Source organism: Pseudomonas machongensis (genome assembly GCF_034961125.1).
Taxonomy (GTDB): domain Bacteria; phylum Pseudomonadota; class Gammaproteobacteria; order Pseudomonadales; family Pseudomonadaceae; genus Aquipseudomonas; species Aquipseudomonas machongensis.
In genome coordinates this window covers 19607-38925 of the sequence record NZ_JAYFUI010000197.1, presented here as the reverse complement: position 1 = coordinate 38925, position 19319 = coordinate 19607, and the positions used below count along the sequence as shown (strand labels likewise).

Below are 19319 nucleotides of genomic sequence, written 5' to 3'. Positions count from 1 at the left end.
CCACGGCTCAAATGCATTTGAAATAGTCGAACGGCTCCAGGCACTCGCGGCAGCGATAAAGCGCCTTGCAGGCCGTGGAGCCGAACTGGCTGAGCAGTTCGGTATGGGCGCTACCGCATTGCGGACAGCACACATGAGGGGCTTCGCCGAGCAGGCTGCGCTTGCTGGCGCTGCCCTGGGGCGGGGCGATGCCATAGACACGCAGGCGTTCGCGGCCCTGCTCGCTGATCCAGTCGGTGCTCCAGGCCGGGGTCAAGCGCCGTTCCAGCGCTGGCTGGGCAAAGCCGGCCTGTTCCAGGGCCTGGCGAATATCGCCCTCGATCACCTCGGTGGCCGGGCAGCCGGAGTAGGTGGGGGTCACCACCAGGTGCAGGTGGCCGGCGCGCCAGTCCAGGTCGCGCACGATCCCCAGGTCGACCACGCTGACCACCGGCACTTCCGGGTCCATGACCTGCTCCAGCACCGCCCAGGCCCTTACCAGGTCGCCCTCGCGCAGGCCGCGGGCGCCACGGTCGCCGGCGATCAGCTCACCAGGTTGCATCGGGGTAGGCCCGTGGCAGGAACTGCATCTCGGCCAACAGCAGGCCCAGGTGTTCGGTGTGCAATCCCTTGCGACCGCTCAGGTAGAAATGACTGGCGGGCTTGGGTTGCGGGAGCTCGACCGAGGCGAAGATGGCGCTGACCTGGGCGAGCCAGGCTTGCCCAACTTGCCCCGGGTCGGCGGCAATACCCGCGGCGGCCAGGCGCGTCTCGCTTTCACTGCCCTGGCTCAGCTCCACGGTGAAACGCCACAGTGCCGGGATTGCCGCGAGCATGCGGCGACGGCTCTCGTCGGTGCCGCCGCCCAGGCGCTGCACCCATTCACCGGAGCGCCGCAGATGGTAGGTGACCTCCTTGAGCGCTTTGGCTGCGATGCCGGCGATGCACGGATCGCTGGAGGCGCACAGGCCTTGGAGCATCGCCAGGTGCCAGGCGTCGTAGAGGAACTGCTTGGTCATGGTCACGGCAAAGTCGCCGTTGGGTTGCTCGACCAGCAGCAGGTTGTGGAAGGCGCGTTCGTCGCGGCGAAACGCCAGGGCGTCGGCATCGCGACCGTCGTCGAGCAGTTCGGCGGCGTACTCCAGCCAGTTGCGCGCCTGGCCGATCAGGTCGAGGCCGACATTCATCAGGGCCAGCTCTTCTTCCAGTGCCGGGGCGTGGCCACACCATTGGCACAGGCGCTGGCCCTGGATCAGGGCGCTGTCGCCGAGCAGCAAGAGGTAGGGGATCAGATCGTCATTGTGCATGGCGGGCCTCACATGTGTCCGACTTCGTCAGGCAGCTCATAGAAGCTGGCATGGCGGTAGACCTTGTCGTCCGAAGGGGCGAACAGCGGGTCTTTTTCATCAGGCGAGGAGGCGGTGATCAGCGCCGAGGGCACCACCCACAGGCTCACGCCTTCACTGCGCCGGGTGTACAGCTCACGGGCGTTCTCGATGGCCATGGCCGCGTCGGCGGCATGCACGCTGCCCACGTGCTTGTGGTTCAGGCCGTGCTTGCTGCGCACGAATACTTCGTAGAGGGTCCAGACAGACATGTTCGATCTCCGCATCGGTCGCCGCTTCAGGCGGCGTTCTTGTTCTGTTGCTTGCGCGCATAGGCCACGGCGGCCTCGCGTACCCAGGCCCCGTCTTCGATGGCCTGGCGACGGGTGGCGACCCGCTCCTGGTTGCAGGGGCCGTTGCCCTTGATCACTTCGTAGAATTCGTCCCACTGGATTTCACCGAAGTCGTAGTGACCGCGGTCGGCGTTCCACTTCAGTTCCGGGTCCGGGGCGGTGCAACCGAGCAACTCGAGCTGCGGCACGGTCTGGTCGATGAAGCGCTGGCGCAGTTCGTCGTTGGTCTGGCGCTTGATCTTCCAGGCCATCGACTGGGCGCTGTTGGGGGAGTGTTCGTCACTGGGGCCGAACATCATCAGCGAGGGCCACCACAGGCGATTGATTGCGTCCTGGACCATGTCCTTCTGCGCCTGGGTGCCGTGGCGCATCATGGTCAGCAGCAGTTCGTAGCCCTGGCGCTGATGAAAACTCTCTTCCTTGCAGATACGGATCATCGCGCGCGAGTAGGGGCCGTAGGAGGTGCGTTGCAGTACCACCTGGTTGACGATCGCCGCGCCGTCGACCAGCCAGCCCACCGCGCCCATGTCGGCCCAGCTCAGGGTCGGGTAGTTGAAGATGCTCGAGTACTTGGCCTTGCCGCTGTGCAGCTTGGCGATCTCTTCGTCGCGGTCGGCGCCGAGGGTTTCCATGGCGCTGTACAGGTACAGGCCATGGCCGGCTTCGTCCTGGATCTTGGCCATCAACTGCAGCTTGCGCTTGAGGCTCGGCGCGCGGGTGACCCAGTTGCCCTCGGGAAGCATGCCGACGATTTCCGAATGGGCGTGCTGGGAGATCTGCCGGATCAGGGTCTGGCGATAGGCCTCGGGCATCCAGTTTTTCGGTTCGATCTTGATCTCGGCGTCGATCTTCTCCTGGAAGTGGCGCTCTTCGGGCGACATCTCTTCCAGTGACTTGACACGTTTGACGCCGGTTTCGACTAGCTGTGCGTACATGTTCGGACTCCCGCCGCAGGGGTGGTTGGGGCATGGAGTCTTTTATAAGCGATACGTGATCTAACATCAAACATAAAATCATGTATCAAATAAAATTGTGTATCACATTACGCCTCATCGTGGGGCTGTGGGAGCGGGCTCGTCCCGCGATAGGGCCGGCAAATCCAGCGCAAAAAAAAGCCCCGGACCAGGCCGGGGCAGAAAAAGGCAGCCGAATCGAAAGTCAGCTGGCCAACCGTTTGTCGTAGACGTGGCAAGCCTTGCCCTCTGAGCGCTTCAGCGTTCCGCAGGGCTGCAGGCGAATCTGCGTGCTGATGCCGATGTAGGTCTTGATCTGCTTGCTCAGCTCACCCACAAGCGCCTTGCGCGTAGCGTCGTCCAGGTACTGGCTGTCGGCGCGCAACTCCACGTGCACTTCCACGCTGTCGAGATTGCCATTGCGATACAGATGAATCTCGTATAGCTCTGAAAGTTGTTTTATTTTCAGCACCTGCTCTTCGATCTGCGTAGGGAACACGTTGACCCCGCGGATGATCAGCATGTCGTCGCTACGGCCGGTGATCTTGCCAATGCGCCGCATCGGCCGTGCCGTGCCGGGCAGCAGACGGGTCAGGTCGCGGGTGCGGTAGCGCACCATCGGCAGCGCCTCCTTGCTCAGCGAGGTGAACACCAGCTCGCCCAGTTGCCCGTCCGGCAGGACCTCGCCTGACAGCGGGTCGATGATCTCGGGATAGAAATGGTCTTCCCAGATGGTCGGGCCGTCCTTGGTCTCGATGCACTCCATGGCCACGCCTGGCCCCATGATTTCCGACAGGCCATAGATATCCAGTGCGTTGATACCCAGGCGTTGCTCGATGGAGCGGCGCAGCTCGTCGGTCCAGGGCTCGGCACCGAAGATGCCCAGGCGCAACTTGAGGTCGTTGGGGTCGATGCCCTGGCGCTCGATCTCGTCGGCCAGGTTGAGCATGTACGAGGGCGTGACCATGATGATGTCGGGCTGGAAGTCGCGGATCAGTTGCACCTGCTTCTCGGTCTGACCGCCGGACATGGGGATCACCGTGCAGCCCAGGCGCTCGGCGCCATAGTGAGCGCCCAGGCCACCGGTGAACAGGCCGTAGCCATAGGAAACATGCACCTTGTCGCCCTTGCGTCCGCCTGCGGCGCGGATCGAGCGGGCGACCACGTTGGCCCAGGTGTCGATGTCGTTCTGGGTATACCCGACCACCGTTGGCTTGCCCGTGGTGCCGCTGGAGGCGTGCAGGCGTACCACTTCTTCCTGGGGGACGGCAAACATGCCGTAGGGGTAGTTGTCGCGCAGGTCGCTCTTGCCGGTGAAGGGGAAGCGCGACAGGTCTTCGAGCGATTTCAGGTCGTCCGGGTGGGCACCGCAGGCGTCGAAGCGCTGACGGTACAGTGCCACCTTGTCGTAGGCGTGGCGCAGGCTCCAGCGCAGACGTTCGAGCTGGTGCTGGCGCAGCGCATCGACACTGGCAGTTTCCATGGGGTCAAGCAGGGCGCGTTCGGCATCGTGGTACATGTTCATGGCTTCACTCGAGTTGTTCTTGTACGCCGGCCCGTCGAGGGGCCGTGAGTGTCATGGTGGGCAGCATACTGCCCGTTGCAGCGTGGGTCGCGGTCCGTTGGTCGAAGTGCCTCAAAGGCGCTCGATCACCATGGCGATGCCCTGGCCGACGCCGATGCACATGGTGCACAGCGCGTAGCGGCCGCCGGTCAGCTCCAGCTCGTGCAGCGCGGTGGTGACCAGCCGCGCGCCGCTCATGCCCAGCGGATGCCCCAGGGCGATGGCGCCACCGTTGGGGTTGACCCGTGGATCGTCGTCGGCAACACCCAGCTCGCGCAGCACTGCCAGCCCTTGGGCCGCGAAAGCTTCGTTGAGCTCGATCACGTCCATGTCGGGCAGGGCAAGACCGGTCAGCTCCAGTACCTTGCGCGTCGCAGGCACCGGGCCGATGCCCATCATGCGTGGCTCGACACCTGCTGCGGCCATGCCGACGATTCGCCCGCGGGCCTTCAGGCCGTGGCGGCGGGCTGCGCTGCTGCTAGCCAGCAACAGTGCGCACGCACCGTCGTTGACCCCCGACGCGTTGCCGGCAGTGACGCTGCCACCTTCGCGAAACGGCGTGCCAAGGCGCGCCAGCTGCTCCAGGGTGGTGTCGCCGCGCGGGTGTTCGTCTTGCTCGACCAGCTTGGGCGGGCCCTTGCGCTGGGCGATCTCGACCGGGACGATTTCCCGCGCCAGGCGGCCATTGGTCTGGGCGGCGGCGGCCTTGTGCTGGCTGCGCAAGGCAAAGGCATCCTGGTCGGCGCGCGAGATGCCGAACTGCTCGGCGACGTTCTCGGCGGTCTCGGGCATCGAGTCGATGCCGTATTGGGCTTTCATCAGGGGATTGACGAAGCGCCAGCCGATGGTGGTGTCGAACAGTTCCGCACTGCGGCCGAAGGCCTGTTCGGCCTTGCCCATGACGAACGGCGCGCGGGACATGGATTCGACGCCGCCGGCCAGCATCAGCCCGGCCTCGCCACAGCGCAGGGCGCGGGCGGCGTTGCCGATGGCGTCCAGGCCGGAGCCGCACAGGCGGTTGAGGGTGGTGCCCGGCACCTCGACAGGCAGCCCGGCCAGCAGCGTGGCCATATGCGCAACGTTGCGATTGTCTTCGCCGGCCTGGTTGGCGCAGCCGAGGATCACATCGTCTATGGTGTGCCAGTCCAGTGTCGGGTGGCGGGCGATCAAGGCCTTGATCGGGATCGCCGCCAGGTCGTCGGCACGCACGCTGCTCAGGGCGCCGCCGTAGCGGCCGATGGGCGTGCGCACGGCGTCGATGATCAGGGCGTCGTTGAGGGTCGGTTCAGTCATCTTGCGTCTCCTGCGTCAGCACGCTGCCGCGCAACTTGTAGGACTTGCCATGGAACAGCGCCACCAGCTCGCCACGCTGGTTTTCCAGGCGCACGTCGTAGAGGCCGGTGCGGCTCTTGCGCACCAGCTCGTGGGCGGTGGCGGTCAACTGGTCGCCGAGCAGCGCCGGGGCCACATAATCGATGCTGCAGCCCAGGGCCACAGTGGCCTCGTCGTGGCTGTTGCAGGCAAAGGCGAACGCCGAATCGGCCAGGGCGAAGAGAAAGCCGCCGTGGCAGGTGCCGTGGCCCTGGATCATGTCGGCGCGTACGGTCATACGCACGGCAGCGCTGCCGGGGCCGGCCTCGAGCAGTTCGATACCCATGCCTTGAGTGGCCCGGTCACGGGCGTACATGGCGTCGGCACAGGCGCGGGCCAGCGCTTCGGGCGTGCGAGGTATGTCAGTCATGCAGGCGGCCTCCTTCGGCATGGGTGCGGCGCAGCAGCAGGGAAGGGCGATAGCGTTCTTCGCCGTAGGCCTGCTGCAGGTGTTCGAGGGTGTGCAACGTGTGGGCAAGGCCGATGCGTTCGGCCCAGGCCAGCGGCCCCAACGGATAATTGACCCCGGCGCACATGGCCAGGTCGATGTCGGCCGCCGACGCGACACCTTGCAGCACGGCATCGGCGGCTTCGTTGGCGAGCATGGCCACCGTGCGCAGCACGGCCAGGCCCGGCAGGTCGGCCAGGGCGCTGACGTTGAAACCGGCACGCTGGAGCAGCGCGACAACCTGATCGCGGGCTTCGATCGTGGTGTTCCTGGCCCAGGTAATCGCGATGCGTGTCGCGCTGCTGTAATCCAGGGCAAGGTCGATCAGGACCAGGTTCTGCAGGCCGTCGTCGCGGGCGCGCTGGCTGGCCAGGCGACCGTCGGACAGGGCCAGGGTGGCATCGCCAATGCGCAACAAGCCCTGGCCGGCGCGTCGGGTCAGTTCGACACCGCTGGCGCTCAGGCGCTGCAGCAGCGGCTGCATGACACCGAGGTCGCCCTCGACCACGCAGCGTGTAACTTCGGCAGAGCTGCGCAATTCGGCAGGCTGCGGGCGTTCGGCGCCTTCGCGGTAGTCATAGAAACCCTGGCCGCTCTTGCGCCCCAGGCGCCCGGCGGCCACCAGTTCCTTTTGTACCTGCGAGGGCTGAAAGCGCAAATCCCCGTAGTAGGCGTCGAACACCGAACAGGTGACGGCGTCGTTGACGTCATGGCCGATCAGGTCGGTGAGTTCGAACGCGCCCATGCGGAACCCGCCAGCCTCGCGCAACAGCGCATCGAGGCTGGCGCAATCGGCGGCACCTTCCTGCAGTAGGCGCAGGCTCTCGGCATAGAACGGACGGGCCACGCGGTTGACGATGAAACCGGGGGTGGAGCGTGCATGCACGGGCTGCTTGCCCCAGGCCTTGGCGGTGTCGTACAGCGTATCGGCCACCGCCGGTTCGGTCGCAAGCCCCGACACGACCTCGACCAACGCCATCAAGGGGGCAGGATTGAAGAAATGCATGCCGATCACGCGCTCGGGTCGGGCCAGCCCCGCTGCCAGGCGGGTAATCGACAACGACGACGTATTGCTGGCGAGGATGCAGGTTTCAGCGCAGAGGGCTTCAAGCTGACGCAGCAGTTGCTGCTTGATATCGAGGTCTTCCACGATCGCCTCGATCACCAGCGCCGCATCGGCCAGGGCCTCGAGCGACTCGGCAGGCTGCAGGCGGGCGACGGTCGACTCACGCTCGCAGGGGTTCAGCTTGCCTTTGTCCACCAGGCGCGCCAATTGCCGGGCGATGCCGTCGATGGCCTGCGCTGCGGCGCCCGGGCGATTGTCATAAAGCCGGACCGCATGCCCGGCCTGGGCTGCAACCTGGGCAATGCCGGCCCCCATGGCGCCAGCGCCGATCACCGCAACCTGAGCTTCAATGTGCAAGGCACTCATCTCAGCACCCCTTGAACACGGGCGTACGCTTTTCCATGAAGGCGCTGACGCCTTCGCGGTAGTCGTCGCTGCGCCCGGCCAGGCGTTGCAGGTCGCGCTCGAGCGTCAGTTGCTGGTCGAAACTGTTGTCGAAGCTTGCGTTGAGACTGCGCTTGATCAGCGCCAGGCCATAGGTGGGCTGAGCCGCCAGGTGTCGGGCCAGGCGCAGTGCTTCGTCGCGCAACTCGGCGTCGTCGACCACGCGGTGAATCAGCCCCCATTGCTCGGCCTGTTCGGCGCTCAGGCGCTCGCCCAGCATGGCCAGGGCTTTCGCGCGGGCCATGCCGACCAGGCGTGGCAGCAGCCAGGTGCCGCCAGAGTCAGGAATCAGCCCGATGCGGCAGAACGCCTGGATGAAGCTGGCCGAGCGGGCGGCCAGCACCAGGTCGCAAGCCAGGGGAATATTGGCCCCGGCACCGGCAGCCACGCCGTTGACCGCACAGATCACCGGCATCGGCAAGTCGCGCAGGCTACGGATCAGCGGGTTGTAGAACTGCTCGATCGACAGGCCCAGGTCGGGCCGCTCGGCACCGGGCGCGACGTTGCGGTCGGACAGGTCCTGGCCGGCGCAGAAACCGCGGCCTTCGCCGGTCAGCAGCAGGACCCGCGCCTGTTCGCTCTGGCGTACCTGCTTGAGAGCCTCGCGCACCTCCTGGTGCATGGCGGTGTTGAAGCTGTTGAGTTGCTCGGGGCGGTTGAGCGAGAGGAGGGCGATGCCGTCCTCGATGGAAAACAGGATGTGCTGGAAGCTCATGGCAAGCGCGCTCCGTCAGTCGGTGGAATCGGGTGGGTCAGCGGCCGATGAAGCTGGCCGGGCGTTTTTCCTGGAAAGCGCGGATGCCCTCGTCGCGGTCGGCCGTGCCGGCCAGCAGGGTGAAGGCATGTCGCTCGAAGCGCAGGCCGCTGGCGAGGTCGGTATCCTGGGCCTTGAGTAGCGCCTCTTTGGCCAGGCGCACGGCCAGGGGCGCCTTTTGCGCGATGCTGCGCGCCACCTGCAGGGCGCGTTCAACGGTCAATTCGGGCTGGGTCATTTCGCTGATCAGCCCGGCTTGCAGGGCATGGCGGGCATCGAGGGTTTCACCGGTGAGCACCAGCTGCATCGCCAGTGGCTTGCCAACTGCGCGAAGCAGGCGCTGGGTGCCGCCTGCGCCGGGAATGATGCCGAGGTTGATCTCTGGCTGGCCGAAGCGTGCGTCGGACCCGGCGATAACAATATCGGCGCACATCACCAACTCGCAGCCGCCGCCGAGGGCGAAACCGTTGACGGCGGCGATCAGAGGCTTGGGAAAAGCGGCGATGCGCTGCCAGTGGGCGACACGGGGATCGTTGAGGATACCGACCAGGTCGCGCTCGGCCATCTCGTTGATGTCCGCGCCTGCAGCAAAGGCCTTGCGATTGCCGGTGATGATCACCGTACGGGTGTGCTCGTCATGGGCGGCAGCGTCGAGTTCGTCGGCGAGCTCTGCCAGCAGCTCGGTATTCAGGGCGTTGAGGGCTTGCGGGCGGTGCAGGGTGATCAGGCGGACACCGTCCGCCTGGGCCTGCACAACGAGGTTGCTTGGCATGGTGATACCTCAGGCTGCACGTTTGGCGCCGGTCAGTGCCGGCCAGTTCTTGGAGTCGGTTGCAGTGATGGCGCAAGTATAGGCGCAAAGCGATACAAAATATCAACATCAAAATTAGTATGATGTATCTAAACGTCTACTGCTGATCGCCGGGGTCACTGAAACCCTTTGTGCGCATAGGTTTCGAGCAATCAGTCGATAAAAGGGACGATTCAAGAAAGCGATACAGCAATTACAAAATTGACTGATCTATTTGAAGTGATACATGATCCTTGACCTTCATGAATCACATTGAGTCGTTCCCATGCCCTGCTATCGCCTCGACGGCTTGACCCCAGTGGTCCATCCCACCGCCTACGTCCACCCCAGTGCCGTCCTGATCGGCGATGTGATCGTCGGCCCCGGCTGTTATGTCGGACCTCTCGCGGCGTTGCGGGGCGACTTTGGGCGCATCGTCCTGGAGGAGGGCGCCAATCTGCAGGACACCTGCGTGATGCATGGCTTTCCGGGCGGCGACACGGTCATCGAGCGCAATGGTCATGTTGGCCATGGCGCGGTGCTGCACGGGTGCCGAGTAGGGGCGGATGCGCTTGTGGGCATGAATGCGGTGGTGATGGATGGTGCGCACATCGCGCCACGCTGCATCGTGGCGGCCACGGCTTTCGTCAAGGCGGGGTTCACCTGCGAGGCGCAGAGCCTGGTGGTGGGCTCGCCGGCCCAGGCCAAGCGTACGCTGAGCGATGAGGAAGTCGCCTGGAAGCAACGTGGCACTCAGGAGTACCAGGCGCTCGCCAGACGCTGCATGGCGTCGATGGTGGAGTGTTCGCCGCTGAGTGCGGCCGAGCCCGCGCGCCCGCGCATGGGCGATACCGGCCTGCGGCCGAAGACGGGGCATGGCGCATGAGCATTGCCGTGTCGCGCCATGGCCAGGCGGGGCGGGGTAAAGGTATAGTCGGGGCTTTCTCCGCGCCCAGTTCCCCCATGAGCAGCCTCGCACCCCTGAATCACCTGATCACCCGCTTCCAGGAGCAGACGCCAATCCGCGCCAGCTCGCTGATCATCACGCTGTATGGCGATGCCGTCGAGCCCCACGGTGGCACGGTGTGGCTGGGTAGCCTGATCGGTTTGCTGGAGCCCTTCGGCATTAACGAGCGACTGATTCGCACGTCGATCTTCCGCCTGACAAAAGAAGGCTGGCTGACCGCTGAAAAGGTTGGTCGCCGTAGCTACTACAGCCTGACCGGCACCGGCCGACGGCGTTTCGAGAAGGCATTCAAACGGGTCTACAGTGCCAGCCTGCCAGCCTGGGACGGCGCCTGGACGCTGGTGCTGCTCTCGCAGTTGGACGTAGCCAAGCGCAAGTCGGTACGTGAAGAGCTGGAGTGGCAAGGCTTCGGAGCCATCGCCCCTAACGTGATGGGTTGCCCGCGTGCTGATCGTGCGGATCTGGCGGCCACCCTTCGCGAGCTGGAGGCCGAGGAAGACAGTATCGTCTTCGAGACCCATGCCCAGGAAATTCTCGCCTCCAAGGCCATGCGCGCGCAGGTCAGGGAGAGCTGGGGGATCGACGAGCTGGGCCATCATTACAGCGAGTTCATTCGCCTGTTCCGTCCGCTGTGGCAGGCACTGCGCGAACAGGAAACGCTGGAGGCGCAGGATTGCTTCCTGGCGCGCACCTTGCTGATCCACGAATACCGGCGTTTGCTGTTGCGCGATCCGCAGTTGCCCGATGAACTGCTGCCCGGTGACTGGGAGGGCCGTGCAGCGCGCCAGTTGTGCCGCAACCTCTATCGCCTGGTGTCGCCCAAGGCTGAAGCCTGGCTCAATGACATGCTGGAGACGGCGGACGGACCGCTGCCGGATGCCAGCGAGAGTTTCTACCGTCGATTTGGTGGTTTGAGCTGAAGCATACGTGGTACGTATCACGGTATGTTATGGCGACTGAGGTCGACCATACTTCTATGGCCACCCCTGAAAGCTGAAGCGCCCTGCAGGGCGCGCCAGCCAAAGAGTCGTGCTCAACTCCGCTCGACCAACCCCGCCAATACCGTCTGCAGATCGGTGCGCGCCTGGCGCGGCGTCCCTTCAAAGTCGATCCAGCCCGCATTGAAGCCATCGAGCATTTGCATGCGCGGTACCGGATTCTCCATCCCTTGCTCAAGGAATAGTGCCTCCCAGCTATCGCGCGGGACTGCTTGCGCCTTCACTTCAAGCCCGAGCACCTGGCCAAGCGTGGCAGCGAGCTGCAGCGGGGAGATCGCTTGAGGGCCGGTCAGCTCCACCACCCGCACGCCCTCCCAAGGCTCCTGCAGCAGCTGCGCCGCAACGCGCCCGACATCGGCCGTGGCGACCATGTGCACCGGCTTGTCCAGCGGTTGCAGGAAGCTGTACAGGACGCCATGTTCCCGAGCAGGGGCAATGTCCCACAGGCTGTTCTCCATGAACCAGGCAGCGCGCAGAAACGTTATCGGCATGGGCAACTGCCCCAGCACATGTTCCATTTCACCCAGCTGCGATAGCAGGTTAGGGTGGCTGGCCTGCGCGCCAACGGTGGAGAGGCACACTACGCGTTCCGGTTGGCTGGCCAGTAGTGCTGCGTGCAGGTTGGCGAGTATCGCGCGGGTTTCGGGGAAATCAGGGCGAGGGTCGAAGTTCGGCGGCAGCAGCACGAACACAGCGGTGGCGCCTTGGAACGCACGAGTCAGGGCGACACGGTCCTGCATGTCGGCTACCGCGACGCTGCACCCCTGGGCCTGCCAGGTTTCGCCCTTGGCGGCATCGCGCACCACAGCGCGCACCTCCTTGCCTGCGGCCAGCAGGTTGCGCGCCAGGGCGCTGGCGACTTGGCCGGTGATGCCAGTGATAACGTACATGGTATGTAACTCCTGAGTGGGAGGCGGCACAGCGCGGCCTTCGGGAGCCAGTCTGTGGTGCGTCGATTGATTAATCGATAACATGAAGCTCATTTCAATAATGACTGATTGGCATCAATATGAGTTTCGATGAGCGCAGCCTCAGTGGCATGAGTGTGTTCGTCGCCATCGTCGACAGTGGCAGCTTTGCCGCTGCAGGCGAGGTGATGGACATGTCCCAGCCAGGTGTCAGCCGGGCGTTGGCGCGCCTGGAGAAACGCCTGGGGATTCGCTTGTTTGACCGCACCACACGCTCGGTCACTCTGACCGACGAGGGGCGCCGCCTGTACGAACAGGTGGTGCCGTTGCTGGCAGCGCTGGACGAGGCGGCCAGCTCGGTGACCGAGGGGGCAGGGGTGGTCAGGGGGCGGCTGCGGGTCAATGTCGATCCGTTTTTCGCTCGCCTGATACTTGGGCCGCGCCTGGGCGGGTTTCTCGAGGTGCACCCACAACTGAACCTGGAACTGATCACTCGCGATCGCCTGGGCGACATGGTCGCCGAAGGTTTCGATCTGGCCGTGCGTTTCGGCGAGCCCCGTACGTCCAGCCTGGTGGCGCGCAGGCTGCTGGACACTCGCATCCTCACCGTGGCTGCACCGGCCTACCTCAAGCGTTTTGGCCGCCCGGCACAGCCGCAGGCCCTCAGCGAACATCGCTGCATCCAGTTCCGCGATCCGCAGAGTGGTCAGCCTTTTGCCTGGGAGTTTCACCGCGGTGCCGAGCGCTTGACCGTGGACACGCGCGGGCAATTGCTGGTCAACGATGTGGGCAGTCTGCACAGCACCTGCCTTGCCGGCTACGGAGTTGCGCAGGTGATGGCTTTGGGTAGCGAGCTGCTACTGGCCGAGGGCCGCCTGGTCGAGCTGTTCGACGACTGGCCGGACGAGCGTTTTCCGCTGTATGCACTGTACCCTTCGCGGCATCACCCGCCGGCCAAGGTGCGCGCATTTCTCGACTTCGTCCTGGAGTTGCTCAATGCACCTCAGGTGTGAGGGCAGGGCGTAGCTAAGTGCGGGTGAGCTTGTCGGCTTGCGTGCTGTCGGCGAGAGATCTGGGGGCGTACATAATGCGTGGTAAGCATAACTCAACTAAATAACTATTTAGCGTAGCTATAATTTAGATGCCTATTAATCAGACAGGCGACGCCCAAGCCAAACCGTCTGGCCACCGCATTCCGCGTCCTCTGCGATGTGCTCCAGCAACTCAAAATCGTGGCTGGCGAGCAGTGCCGTGTATTCCTGAGGGTCGAGGCTCGCATGGTACAGCGTTTCACCCTCGAAAACGCCCAAGGCTTCGCCATGAGAAGGCCCACTGGTGAACATCAGCAACGCTCCAGGTGCGGCATGACGCTGAAATACCGGGAACATCTTGCGCTGATCGTCGGGCTTGAGATGAAAAAAGCTGTTCCAGGCCAGGATGGCCGCGAACTGGCGATCGAGCGCCAATGTGCGCATGTCTGCGTGAATCCATTCCTGCGTTGGAAATTGCGCGCTGCATAGTGCGAGCATCTGCTCAGACGAATCCACACCGATGACAGACGCGCCGGCGTCGATCAGATAACGTGCCACGGGTTGGCCGGAACCGCAGCCCAGATCCAGAACGGTCGCAGACGGCGGTAGCAATGAACGGAAGCGTTCGATCCATTTGCGGTCGATGAAATGGTTGACGCGCAGATCGTTCCACGTAGCGGCGTGGCGGTCGTAGAGGCTGATGATCTGATCTGCGGATGGATGGTGAGACATGAACTGGAGCATCCTTGATCGGCTTTGAAGGGTGAAGGCTCATGAGGGGCTTGCTGAGAGTCGAATGTACCTTGGGTGTGGTTCGTATGGGAAATACAGAAATACGCATAATATATATTATGTTAAATTTAGTATTGTGAGAGTTGACCTCGATCAGTGTCCAATCCCACATACCTCCGGTCAAATCCCCACACCCCCCGTTTCCCAGAACTCCAAAAGCTTGGGTTTCATTCATAAGTACCACAGCTGCATTATGGGTCTGGCGAAAATGCTCAATTGGAGCTTTGCTCATGGCCTGTCGCTCGTTGACTGGCGCCGCAAAGACTTTGGGAACTCATTGGGGCCTCCATGCCCTCCTAGCCGAGCTATATCAAAGCCAGGCTTTGATCTGAGCACATACGGCGTCGGTCGATATGCCGTACCGATCATGCAATGTCGGCAAGGCACCGGCATCGAGAAACGCATCGGGCAGCGCGATCTGGCGGAACGTCGGCGTAACACCGTTGCGCAACAACAACCCGGCAACCGCCTCGCCCAAACCGCCGATAATGCTGCTGTTTTCGGCGGTGACCACCAGCCGCCCGGACTGCTTCGCTTCGGCCAGGATGGTGTGTTCATCCAGAGGCTTGATGGTCGGCACGTGCAATACAGCAGCGTCGACACCATCGGCCTGGAGCTTGTTGGCCGCTTCGAGCGAGCGCATCGTCATCAGCCCGGTGGAGATGATGAGCACGTCCCTGCCGGTGCGCAGGGTCTTGGCCTTGCCGATTTCGAATTTGTACCCGTACTCGTCAAGCACTACCGGTACGTTGCCGCGCAGCAGGCGCATGTAGACTGGCCCCTGGTGAGCAGCGATTGCCGGCACTGCCTGTTCGATCTCCACGGCGTCGCAGGGATCGACGATCATCAGGTTTGGCATCGCTCGGAAGATGGCGAGATCGTCAGTCGCCTGGTGGCTTGGGCCATAACCGGTAGTGAGCCCGGGCAGCCCACAGACGATCTTCACGTTCAAATTCTCCTCGGCGATTGCCATACAGATAAAATCGTAGGCGCGCCGCGAGGCAAACACGGCGTAGGTGGTGGCGAAGGGTACGAACCCCTCCCTTGCCATGCCCGCAGCCGCGCTCATCAACAGTTGCTCGGCCATGCCCATCTGGTAGAAGCGGTCCGGGTGCGCCTTGGCAAAAATATGCAGGTCGGTGTATTTGGACAAGTCTGCGGACAGCCCGACAATTTCAGGGCGCTGCTCAGCCAGCGCAGCCAGGGCATGGCCAAAGGGCGCCGAGCGGGTCGCTTGGCCCTCAGCGGCGATCGAGGCGATCATGGCCGAGGTGGTCAGGCGCTTCTTGGTTGGCTCGGCAGTCGAAGTAGAACTATTCGGCTTGCTCATCACTGTTTTCCTTCTTCGAGATTGTTGAGCGCCAACGCCCATTCATGTTCTTCCACGCGTATGAAGTGGGTCTTTTCCCGCGTTTCGAGGAACGGTACCCCCTTGCCCATCTTCGTATCGCAAATGATCACGCGCGGTTGCGCGCCTGTGTGATTGCGCGCCGCATCGAACGCTGCGACCAGGGCTTCGATGTCATTGCCATCGACTCGCTGGGTGAACCACCCAAACGCCTGCCAACGATCGACGATAGGTTCAAAAGAAAGAATTTCGCTGGAATAACCATCGGCCTGCTGGTTGTTCACATCGACGATGGCGATGAGGTTGTCGAGCTTCCAGTGAGAGGCCGACATGACGGCCTCCCAAGTGGAGCCTTCATTGAGCTCACCATCTGACAAGAGGTTGTAAACGAAAGAAGTCGATTGCTTGCGTTTGAGGCCCAGGCAAGCACCAACCGCAATACCCAACCCCTGCCCCAACGAACCGCCGGTGATTTCCATGCCCGGCGTATAAGCGGCCATGCCGGACATGGGCAGGCGGCTGTCGTCCGAACCATAGGTTTCCAACTCATCGAGCGGGACGATTCGGGCCTCGATCAAGGCGGCATACAGCGCAATGGCATAATGACCGATGGACAGATAGAAGCGGTCGCGCGGTTCCCAGTCAGGATCATCGGACCGATAGCTCAGTGCATGGAAGTAAGAGACTGCCAGCAGGTCCGCAGCGCCCAGGGCCTGCCCCACATAACCTTGACCTTGCACCTGCCCCATGCGCAACGCATGGCGACGGATATTGTGCGCGCGCTCGGCCAGGCTCAAGGCGGGCTTCAGCATAGTGTTCGTATTCATTACGTAGCTCCGTTAACTCAACGATTGACCGCTGCAGCGGGGATGCGCAGGACCAACGAGGCCCCCGCAAGCAGGACGGCTGTAATCAGATACATGCCGATGGCGCTGGACCCGGTCTGGGTAGTGATCCACCCAATCAGGTAGGGCGAGCAGAAGCCGGCCAGGTTGGCAAAGCTGTTGACGGCGGCGATGCCTGCGGCAGCGGACACACCGCCCAGAAGCGTGGTGGGCAGCATCCAGAACAGCGAGGTGGCCGAGAGGATTCCCGACGCAGCGAGGCACAAGCTGAGGATCGACAGTGTCACGTTGCCGCCCATCAATGCGGCCAGGCTGAGCCCGATGGCGCCGACAATCATCGGTATGATCAGATGCCAGCGGCGCTCGCGGTGCTTGTCGCCGCTTCGACCGACCAGCAGCATCGCGGCAATGGCGCACAGGTAAGGCAGGCTGGACAGCATGCCGATGTGGAGCGGGTCAGATACACCGGCATTGCGCACCAAGGTCGGTAGCCAGAAGGTAATGGCGTACTGGCCCATGACCACACAGAAGTAGATGCCAGCCAGCAACCACAACCGACGGTCGCGGATGAATTCCCCCACCGAACCATGGCTGACTTTCTGTTGGTTGTCCTCGGCCAGTTCGCGGGTAACCAGGGCCTTTTCTTCGTCGTTCAGCCACGTGGCCTGGTGCACGCCGTCCTTGAGGTAAGCCAATACCAGCAGGCCAACCAGCACCGTCGGCACCGCTTCGAGCACAAACATCCACTGCCAACCGGCCCAACCGTGCACGCCGGCAAACTGGTTCATGATCCAACCGGAGAGAGGCCCGCCAACCATGCCCGACAGTGGGATGGCGATGAACCACAACACCGTCATCCGTGCCCGGCGATAGGAAGGGAACCAGTAGGTAAGGTACAGCAGCAGCCCTGGCGCAAGACCTGCCTCGGCGATACCTAGGAGGAATCGAAGGACGTAGAATTGCCACGCTGTTTCGACGAATGCGAACAGCGCGGAAATGATCCCCCAGGTGATCATGATGCGCGCGATCCATACCCGTGCGCCCACTTTGTGAAGGATGATGTTGCTGGGAACCTCGCAGAGAAAATAGCCAATGAAGAACATGCCCGCACCCAGGCCGTAGACTGTCTCGCTCAAGGCGAGATCGTTCATCATCTGCAGCTTGGCGAAACCGACATTGACGCGATCCAGATAGGCGCAGAGGTAGCAGAGCATCAGGAACGGCATCAGGCGCCAGGCGGTCTTGCGGTAGGCGGAGATACGCACGGTCGAAACCGCTTCGAGCGATAAGGTAGTCATGCTGGTCTGATCTCTTGTTGTTATTGGCAGCCAGGCCTGAAACTTGGCTGTCATTGATCCAGAACCGCGCGGGCCGGGGGCCGGCCCGCCCACGTGTACTCAGTGAATCAGCATCCCGCCGTTGACATCCAGGGTAATGCCGGTCAGGTAGGTAGAGAGGTCGCTGGCGAGGAACAGTGCAGCGTTGGCGACATCCTGGGCCTGGCCAAGGCGGCCCAGGGGGATGCCTTCGATGATCGCGTGGCGGCGCTCATCCTGCATCAGCCCACCGGTGATGTCCGTGTGGATCAAACCCGGTGCGATGGAGTTGACCCGCACGTTGTCCGGCCCCAGTTCACGCGCCATCGCCTTGGCAAGGCCCAGCACGCCGGCCTTCGCGGCACTGTAGTGCGGGCCGCCAAAAATGCCCCCGCCGCGCTGTGCAGAAACAGAGGACATGCATACGATGCTGCCGCTGCCTTGCTCACGCATTTGCGGGATCACCGCCTGCGACATCAGCAGCGTGCCCCGCAGGCTGACATCCAGCACCTTGTCATAATCAGCGCCACGGATATCCAAGGTCTTCAGCGGCTGGGTAATGCCGGCGTTATTGATCAACACGTCGATGCGGCCGAAATGTTCGACAACCGTGGCAACAGCGCGCTGAACCTGGGCTTCGTCAGCGACGTTCGCCGCCAGGCCCAGATGGCTTTCGCCCAGTGAGGCGGCAGCATTGCGGGCGGCAGATTCGTCAAGATCGAGGATTACCACGCGGGCACCTTGCTGAGCGAACGTTGCGGCCGTGGCACGGCCAATGCCTCGTGCGGACGCTGCGCCGGTGATGATTGCGACTTTACCTTGGAGAAGCATGTGTGAACCCTCTGTTTGTTGTTATGGGCCGATTCAGGAATCGTGGGTTCAGCTTGTGGCCCGCGAGCTACGTGAGCAATAACGTGAAAATCATCCGATGCTGAAAAAAATTCAGCCCTTCTGCGCTATCCTACGGGTTTCCCGGAATAAAAATAACGCTTTGGAGAATCTGTATGCGCTCGGTGAACGACGCGGCATCGCCACTGCCACCGCTCAAAACCATCCAGGCTTTCGAGCAGGCCGCCCGGTTCGGCAACGTTGCCCGAGCTGCCGAGGTGCTGGACTTGACCCCCTCGGCGGTCAGTCATCAGCTTGCCAAACTCGAGGCCATGATCGGCAGACAGCTGTTCGTGCGTGGCGCACGTGGCGTAGCCCTTACCTCAGTTGGCCAGCAGTACTTGAAAGACGTCTCGGGTATCCTGCACAGCCTTGCCATCGCCACCGAACGTGCCAGCAGCGATGTCAGCCTTGACTGCCTGCGCCTGCACTCTTCACCGAGTTTCGGCCTGCTCTGGCTGATGCCGCGTCTCGAGGCGTTTCGCGAGGAGTTCCCGTCCATTCAGATCAATTTGTCATGCTCCTACGAGGCGCTGCATTTCAGCCGTGACAAGATCGACGTGGACATTCGTCATGGCGATCCGAACTGGCCCAGTTACGAAGTCCGCACGGTAAGTAACGAGACCTTCGAGGTGCTGGCGGCACCCAAGCTCCTCTCCCGCCATCCGGTGCATGATGCCAGCGACCTGCTCGATTGCGACCTGATCCTGTCCGAGGCGACCTTGTTGAGGTGGCCGGCGTGGTTTGCCCAGCACGGGCTGGCACGGCCCGAAAAACCCTATGCGCTGAGCTTCGACCGTTCCTACATGAGCCTGGAGGCCGCCAGCCACGGCCTGGGCTTCGCTTTGGAAAGTGGCTTGCTGGCGCAGAAATACCTGGAAGCCGGGACCTTGGTGAAAGTGGCGCCCGAGGCCCTGGGTGCACCGGTCGCTGCGCACCATCTGGTGTTTCCCAAGGCCCACGCAGCCTTTCCCAGGGTGCGGTGTTTTCTGCACTGGGTAGAGAAGGAACTGGGGCACCAGTTCGTTTTCTGATGCTTAACTATCCAAGTTCGGACGACACGCCGTAAGGCCATGGGGCACAGCGCACACTGATGCCCCCTACCCCTACCCCTACCCCTACCCCTACCCCTGCTCCGCCAGCTGCGCTTGATACTGCTGCGGACTGACCCCGTGATAT

General features: G+C 63.0%; 20 protein-coding genes. 4 read left to right on the top strand and 16 right to left on the bottom strand.

Features of this window, described 5'->3' with window-relative positions:
- Nucleotides 1-7 precede the first annotated feature (7 nt).
- The 10 genes from paaD to paaF form a co-directional block, all read right to left on the bottom strand.
- A complete protein-coding gene (gene paaD / locus VA602_RS26015; RefSeq protein ID WP_323454719.1) occupies nt 8-541 on the bottom strand; it encodes a 1,2-phenylacetyl-CoA epoxidase subunit PaaD in 534 nt (177 codons plus the stop codon).
- Complete coding sequence (paaC, locus tag VA602_RS26010) at nt 528-1286, bottom strand: 1,2-phenylacetyl-CoA epoxidase subunit PaaC (protein ID WP_323454718.1); 759 nt, start codon at nt 1284-1286, stop codon at nt 528-530. The genes paaD and paaC overlap by 14 nt, the downstream gene beginning before the upstream one ends.
- Before the next feature lie 8 nt (nt 1287-1294).
- Complete coding sequence (paaB, locus tag VA602_RS26005) at nt 1295-1576, bottom strand: 1,2-phenylacetyl-CoA epoxidase subunit PaaB (protein WP_004374528.1); 282 nt, start codon at nt 1574-1576, stop codon at nt 1295-1297.
- Between the two features lie 26 nt (nt 1577-1602).
- Nucleotides 1603-2592 carry a 1,2-phenylacetyl-CoA epoxidase subunit PaaA gene (gene paaA / locus VA602_RS26000; protein ID WP_054893413.1) on the bottom strand — a complete coding sequence of 330 codons (990 nt, stop codon included), beginning with the start codon at nt 2590-2592 and terminating at the stop codon, nt 1603-1605.
- Between the two features lie 223 nt (nt 2593-2815).
- Entirely contained in the window at nt 2816-4135 is a 1320-nt protein-coding gene (paaK, locus tag VA602_RS25995) for a phenylacetate--CoA ligase PaaK (protein ID WP_323454717.1), read from the bottom strand.
- A gap of 111 nt (nt 4136-4246) precedes the next feature.
- Nucleotides 4247-5467: a 3-oxoadipyl-CoA thiolase gene (gene pcaF / locus VA602_RS25990; RefSeq protein ID WP_323454716.1), complete on the bottom strand. Its 1221-nt coding sequence runs from the start codon at nt 5465-5467 to the stop codon at nt 4247-4249.
- Nucleotides 5460-5915, bottom strand: a complete 456-nt coding sequence (gene paaI / locus VA602_RS25985) for a hydroxyphenylacetyl-CoA thioesterase PaaI (protein ID WP_323454715.1) — start codon at nt 5913-5915, stop codon at nt 5460-5462. Before paaI ends, pcaF begins: the two co-directional genes overlap by 8 nt.
- Nucleotides 5908-7425, bottom strand: coding sequence for a 3-hydroxyacyl-CoA dehydrogenase PaaH (paaH, locus tag VA602_RS25980; RefSeq protein ID WP_323454714.1), 1518 nt, complete (start codon nt 7423-7425; stop codon nt 5908-5910). Before paaH ends, paaI begins: the two co-directional genes overlap by 8 nt.
- A gap of 1 nt (nt 7426) precedes the next feature.
- Complete coding sequence (gene paaG / locus VA602_RS25975) at nt 7427-8218, bottom strand: 2-(1,2-epoxy-1,2-dihydrophenyl)acetyl-CoA isomerase PaaG (RefSeq protein ID WP_054893418.1); 792 nt, start codon at nt 8216-8218, stop codon at nt 7427-7429.
- Nucleotides 8219-8255: 37 nt separating this feature from the next.
- A complete protein-coding gene (paaF, locus tag VA602_RS25970) occupies nt 8256-9029 on the bottom strand; it encodes a 2,3-dehydroadipyl-CoA hydratase PaaF (RefSeq protein WP_323454713.1) in 774 nt (257 codons plus the stop codon).
- Nucleotides 9030-9333: 304 nt separating this feature from the next.
- Between paaF and paaY the strand changes: the two genes are divergently transcribed.
- Together paaY and paaX are read left to right on the top strand one after the other, a co-directional pair.
- Entirely contained in the window at nt 9334-9933 is a 600-nt protein-coding gene (gene paaY / locus VA602_RS25965; RefSeq protein WP_323454712.1) for a phenylacetic acid degradation protein PaaY, read from the top strand.
- Between the two features lie 77 nt (nt 9934-10010).
- Nucleotides 10011-10934: a phenylacetic acid degradation operon negative regulatory protein PaaX gene (paaX, locus tag VA602_RS25960; protein ID WP_197890890.1), complete on the top strand. Its 924-nt coding sequence runs from the start codon at nt 10011-10013 to the stop codon at nt 10932-10934.
- Nucleotides 10935-11047: 113 nt separating this feature from the next.
- On the opposite strand, the gene VA602_RS25955 is transcribed toward paaX, so the two are convergent.
- Complete coding sequence (locus VA602_RS25955) at nt 11048-11902, bottom strand: NmrA family NAD(P)-binding protein (RefSeq protein ID WP_323454711.1); 855 nt, start codon at nt 11900-11902, stop codon at nt 11048-11050.
- A 119-nt stretch (nt 11903-12021) separates the two neighbouring features.
- Between VA602_RS25955 and VA602_RS25950 the strand changes: the two genes are divergently transcribed.
- Complete coding sequence (locus VA602_RS25950; RefSeq protein ID WP_323454710.1) at nt 12022-12933, top strand: LysR family transcriptional regulator; 912 nt, start codon at nt 12022-12024, stop codon at nt 12931-12933.
- 135 nt (nt 12934-13068) lie between these two features.
- Here the strand turns inward: VA602_RS25950 and VA602_RS25945 are convergent, their stop codons facing one another.
- The 5 genes from VA602_RS25945 to VA602_RS25925 all read right to left on the bottom strand — a co-directional run bounded on the left by VA602_RS25945 (nt 13069) and on the right by VA602_RS25925 (nt 18083).
- Nucleotides 13069-13683: a class I SAM-dependent methyltransferase gene (locus tag VA602_RS25945; protein ID WP_323454709.1), complete on the bottom strand. Its 615-nt coding sequence runs from the start codon at nt 13681-13683 to the stop codon at nt 13069-13071.
- A 370-nt stretch (nt 13684-14053) separates the two neighbouring features.
- Nucleotides 14054-15073 carry a transketolase family protein gene (locus VA602_RS25940; RefSeq protein ID WP_323454708.1) on the bottom strand — a complete coding sequence of 340 codons (1020 nt, stop codon included), beginning with the start codon at nt 15071-15073 and terminating at the stop codon, nt 14054-14056.
- Nucleotides 15073-15918 carry a transketolase gene (locus VA602_RS25935; RefSeq protein ID WP_063544917.1) on the bottom strand — a complete coding sequence of 282 codons (846 nt, stop codon included), beginning with the start codon at nt 15916-15918 and terminating at the stop codon, nt 15073-15075. Before VA602_RS25935 ends, VA602_RS25940 begins: the two co-directional genes overlap by 1 nt.
- A 17-nt stretch (nt 15919-15935) precedes the next feature.
- A complete protein-coding gene (locus tag VA602_RS25930; protein WP_153773657.1) occupies nt 15936-17234 on the bottom strand; it encodes an MFS transporter in 1299 nt (432 codons plus the stop codon).
- Nucleotides 17235-17333: 99 nt separating this feature from the next.
- The gene (locus VA602_RS25925; protein ID WP_323454707.1) at nt 17334-18083 is read right to left on the bottom strand and encodes an SDR family NAD(P)-dependent oxidoreductase; all 750 of its coding nucleotides are present in this window, start codon (nt 18081-18083) and stop codon (nt 17334-17336) included.
- 173 nt (nt 18084-18256) lie between these two features.
- Between VA602_RS25925 and VA602_RS25920 the strand changes: the two genes are divergently transcribed.
- Nucleotides 18257-19174, top strand: a complete 918-nt coding sequence (locus tag VA602_RS25920) for a LysR substrate-binding domain-containing protein (RefSeq protein ID WP_112898264.1) — start codon at nt 18257-18259, stop codon at nt 19172-19174.
- The last annotated feature ends 145 nt before the right edge of the window (nt 19175-19319 follow it).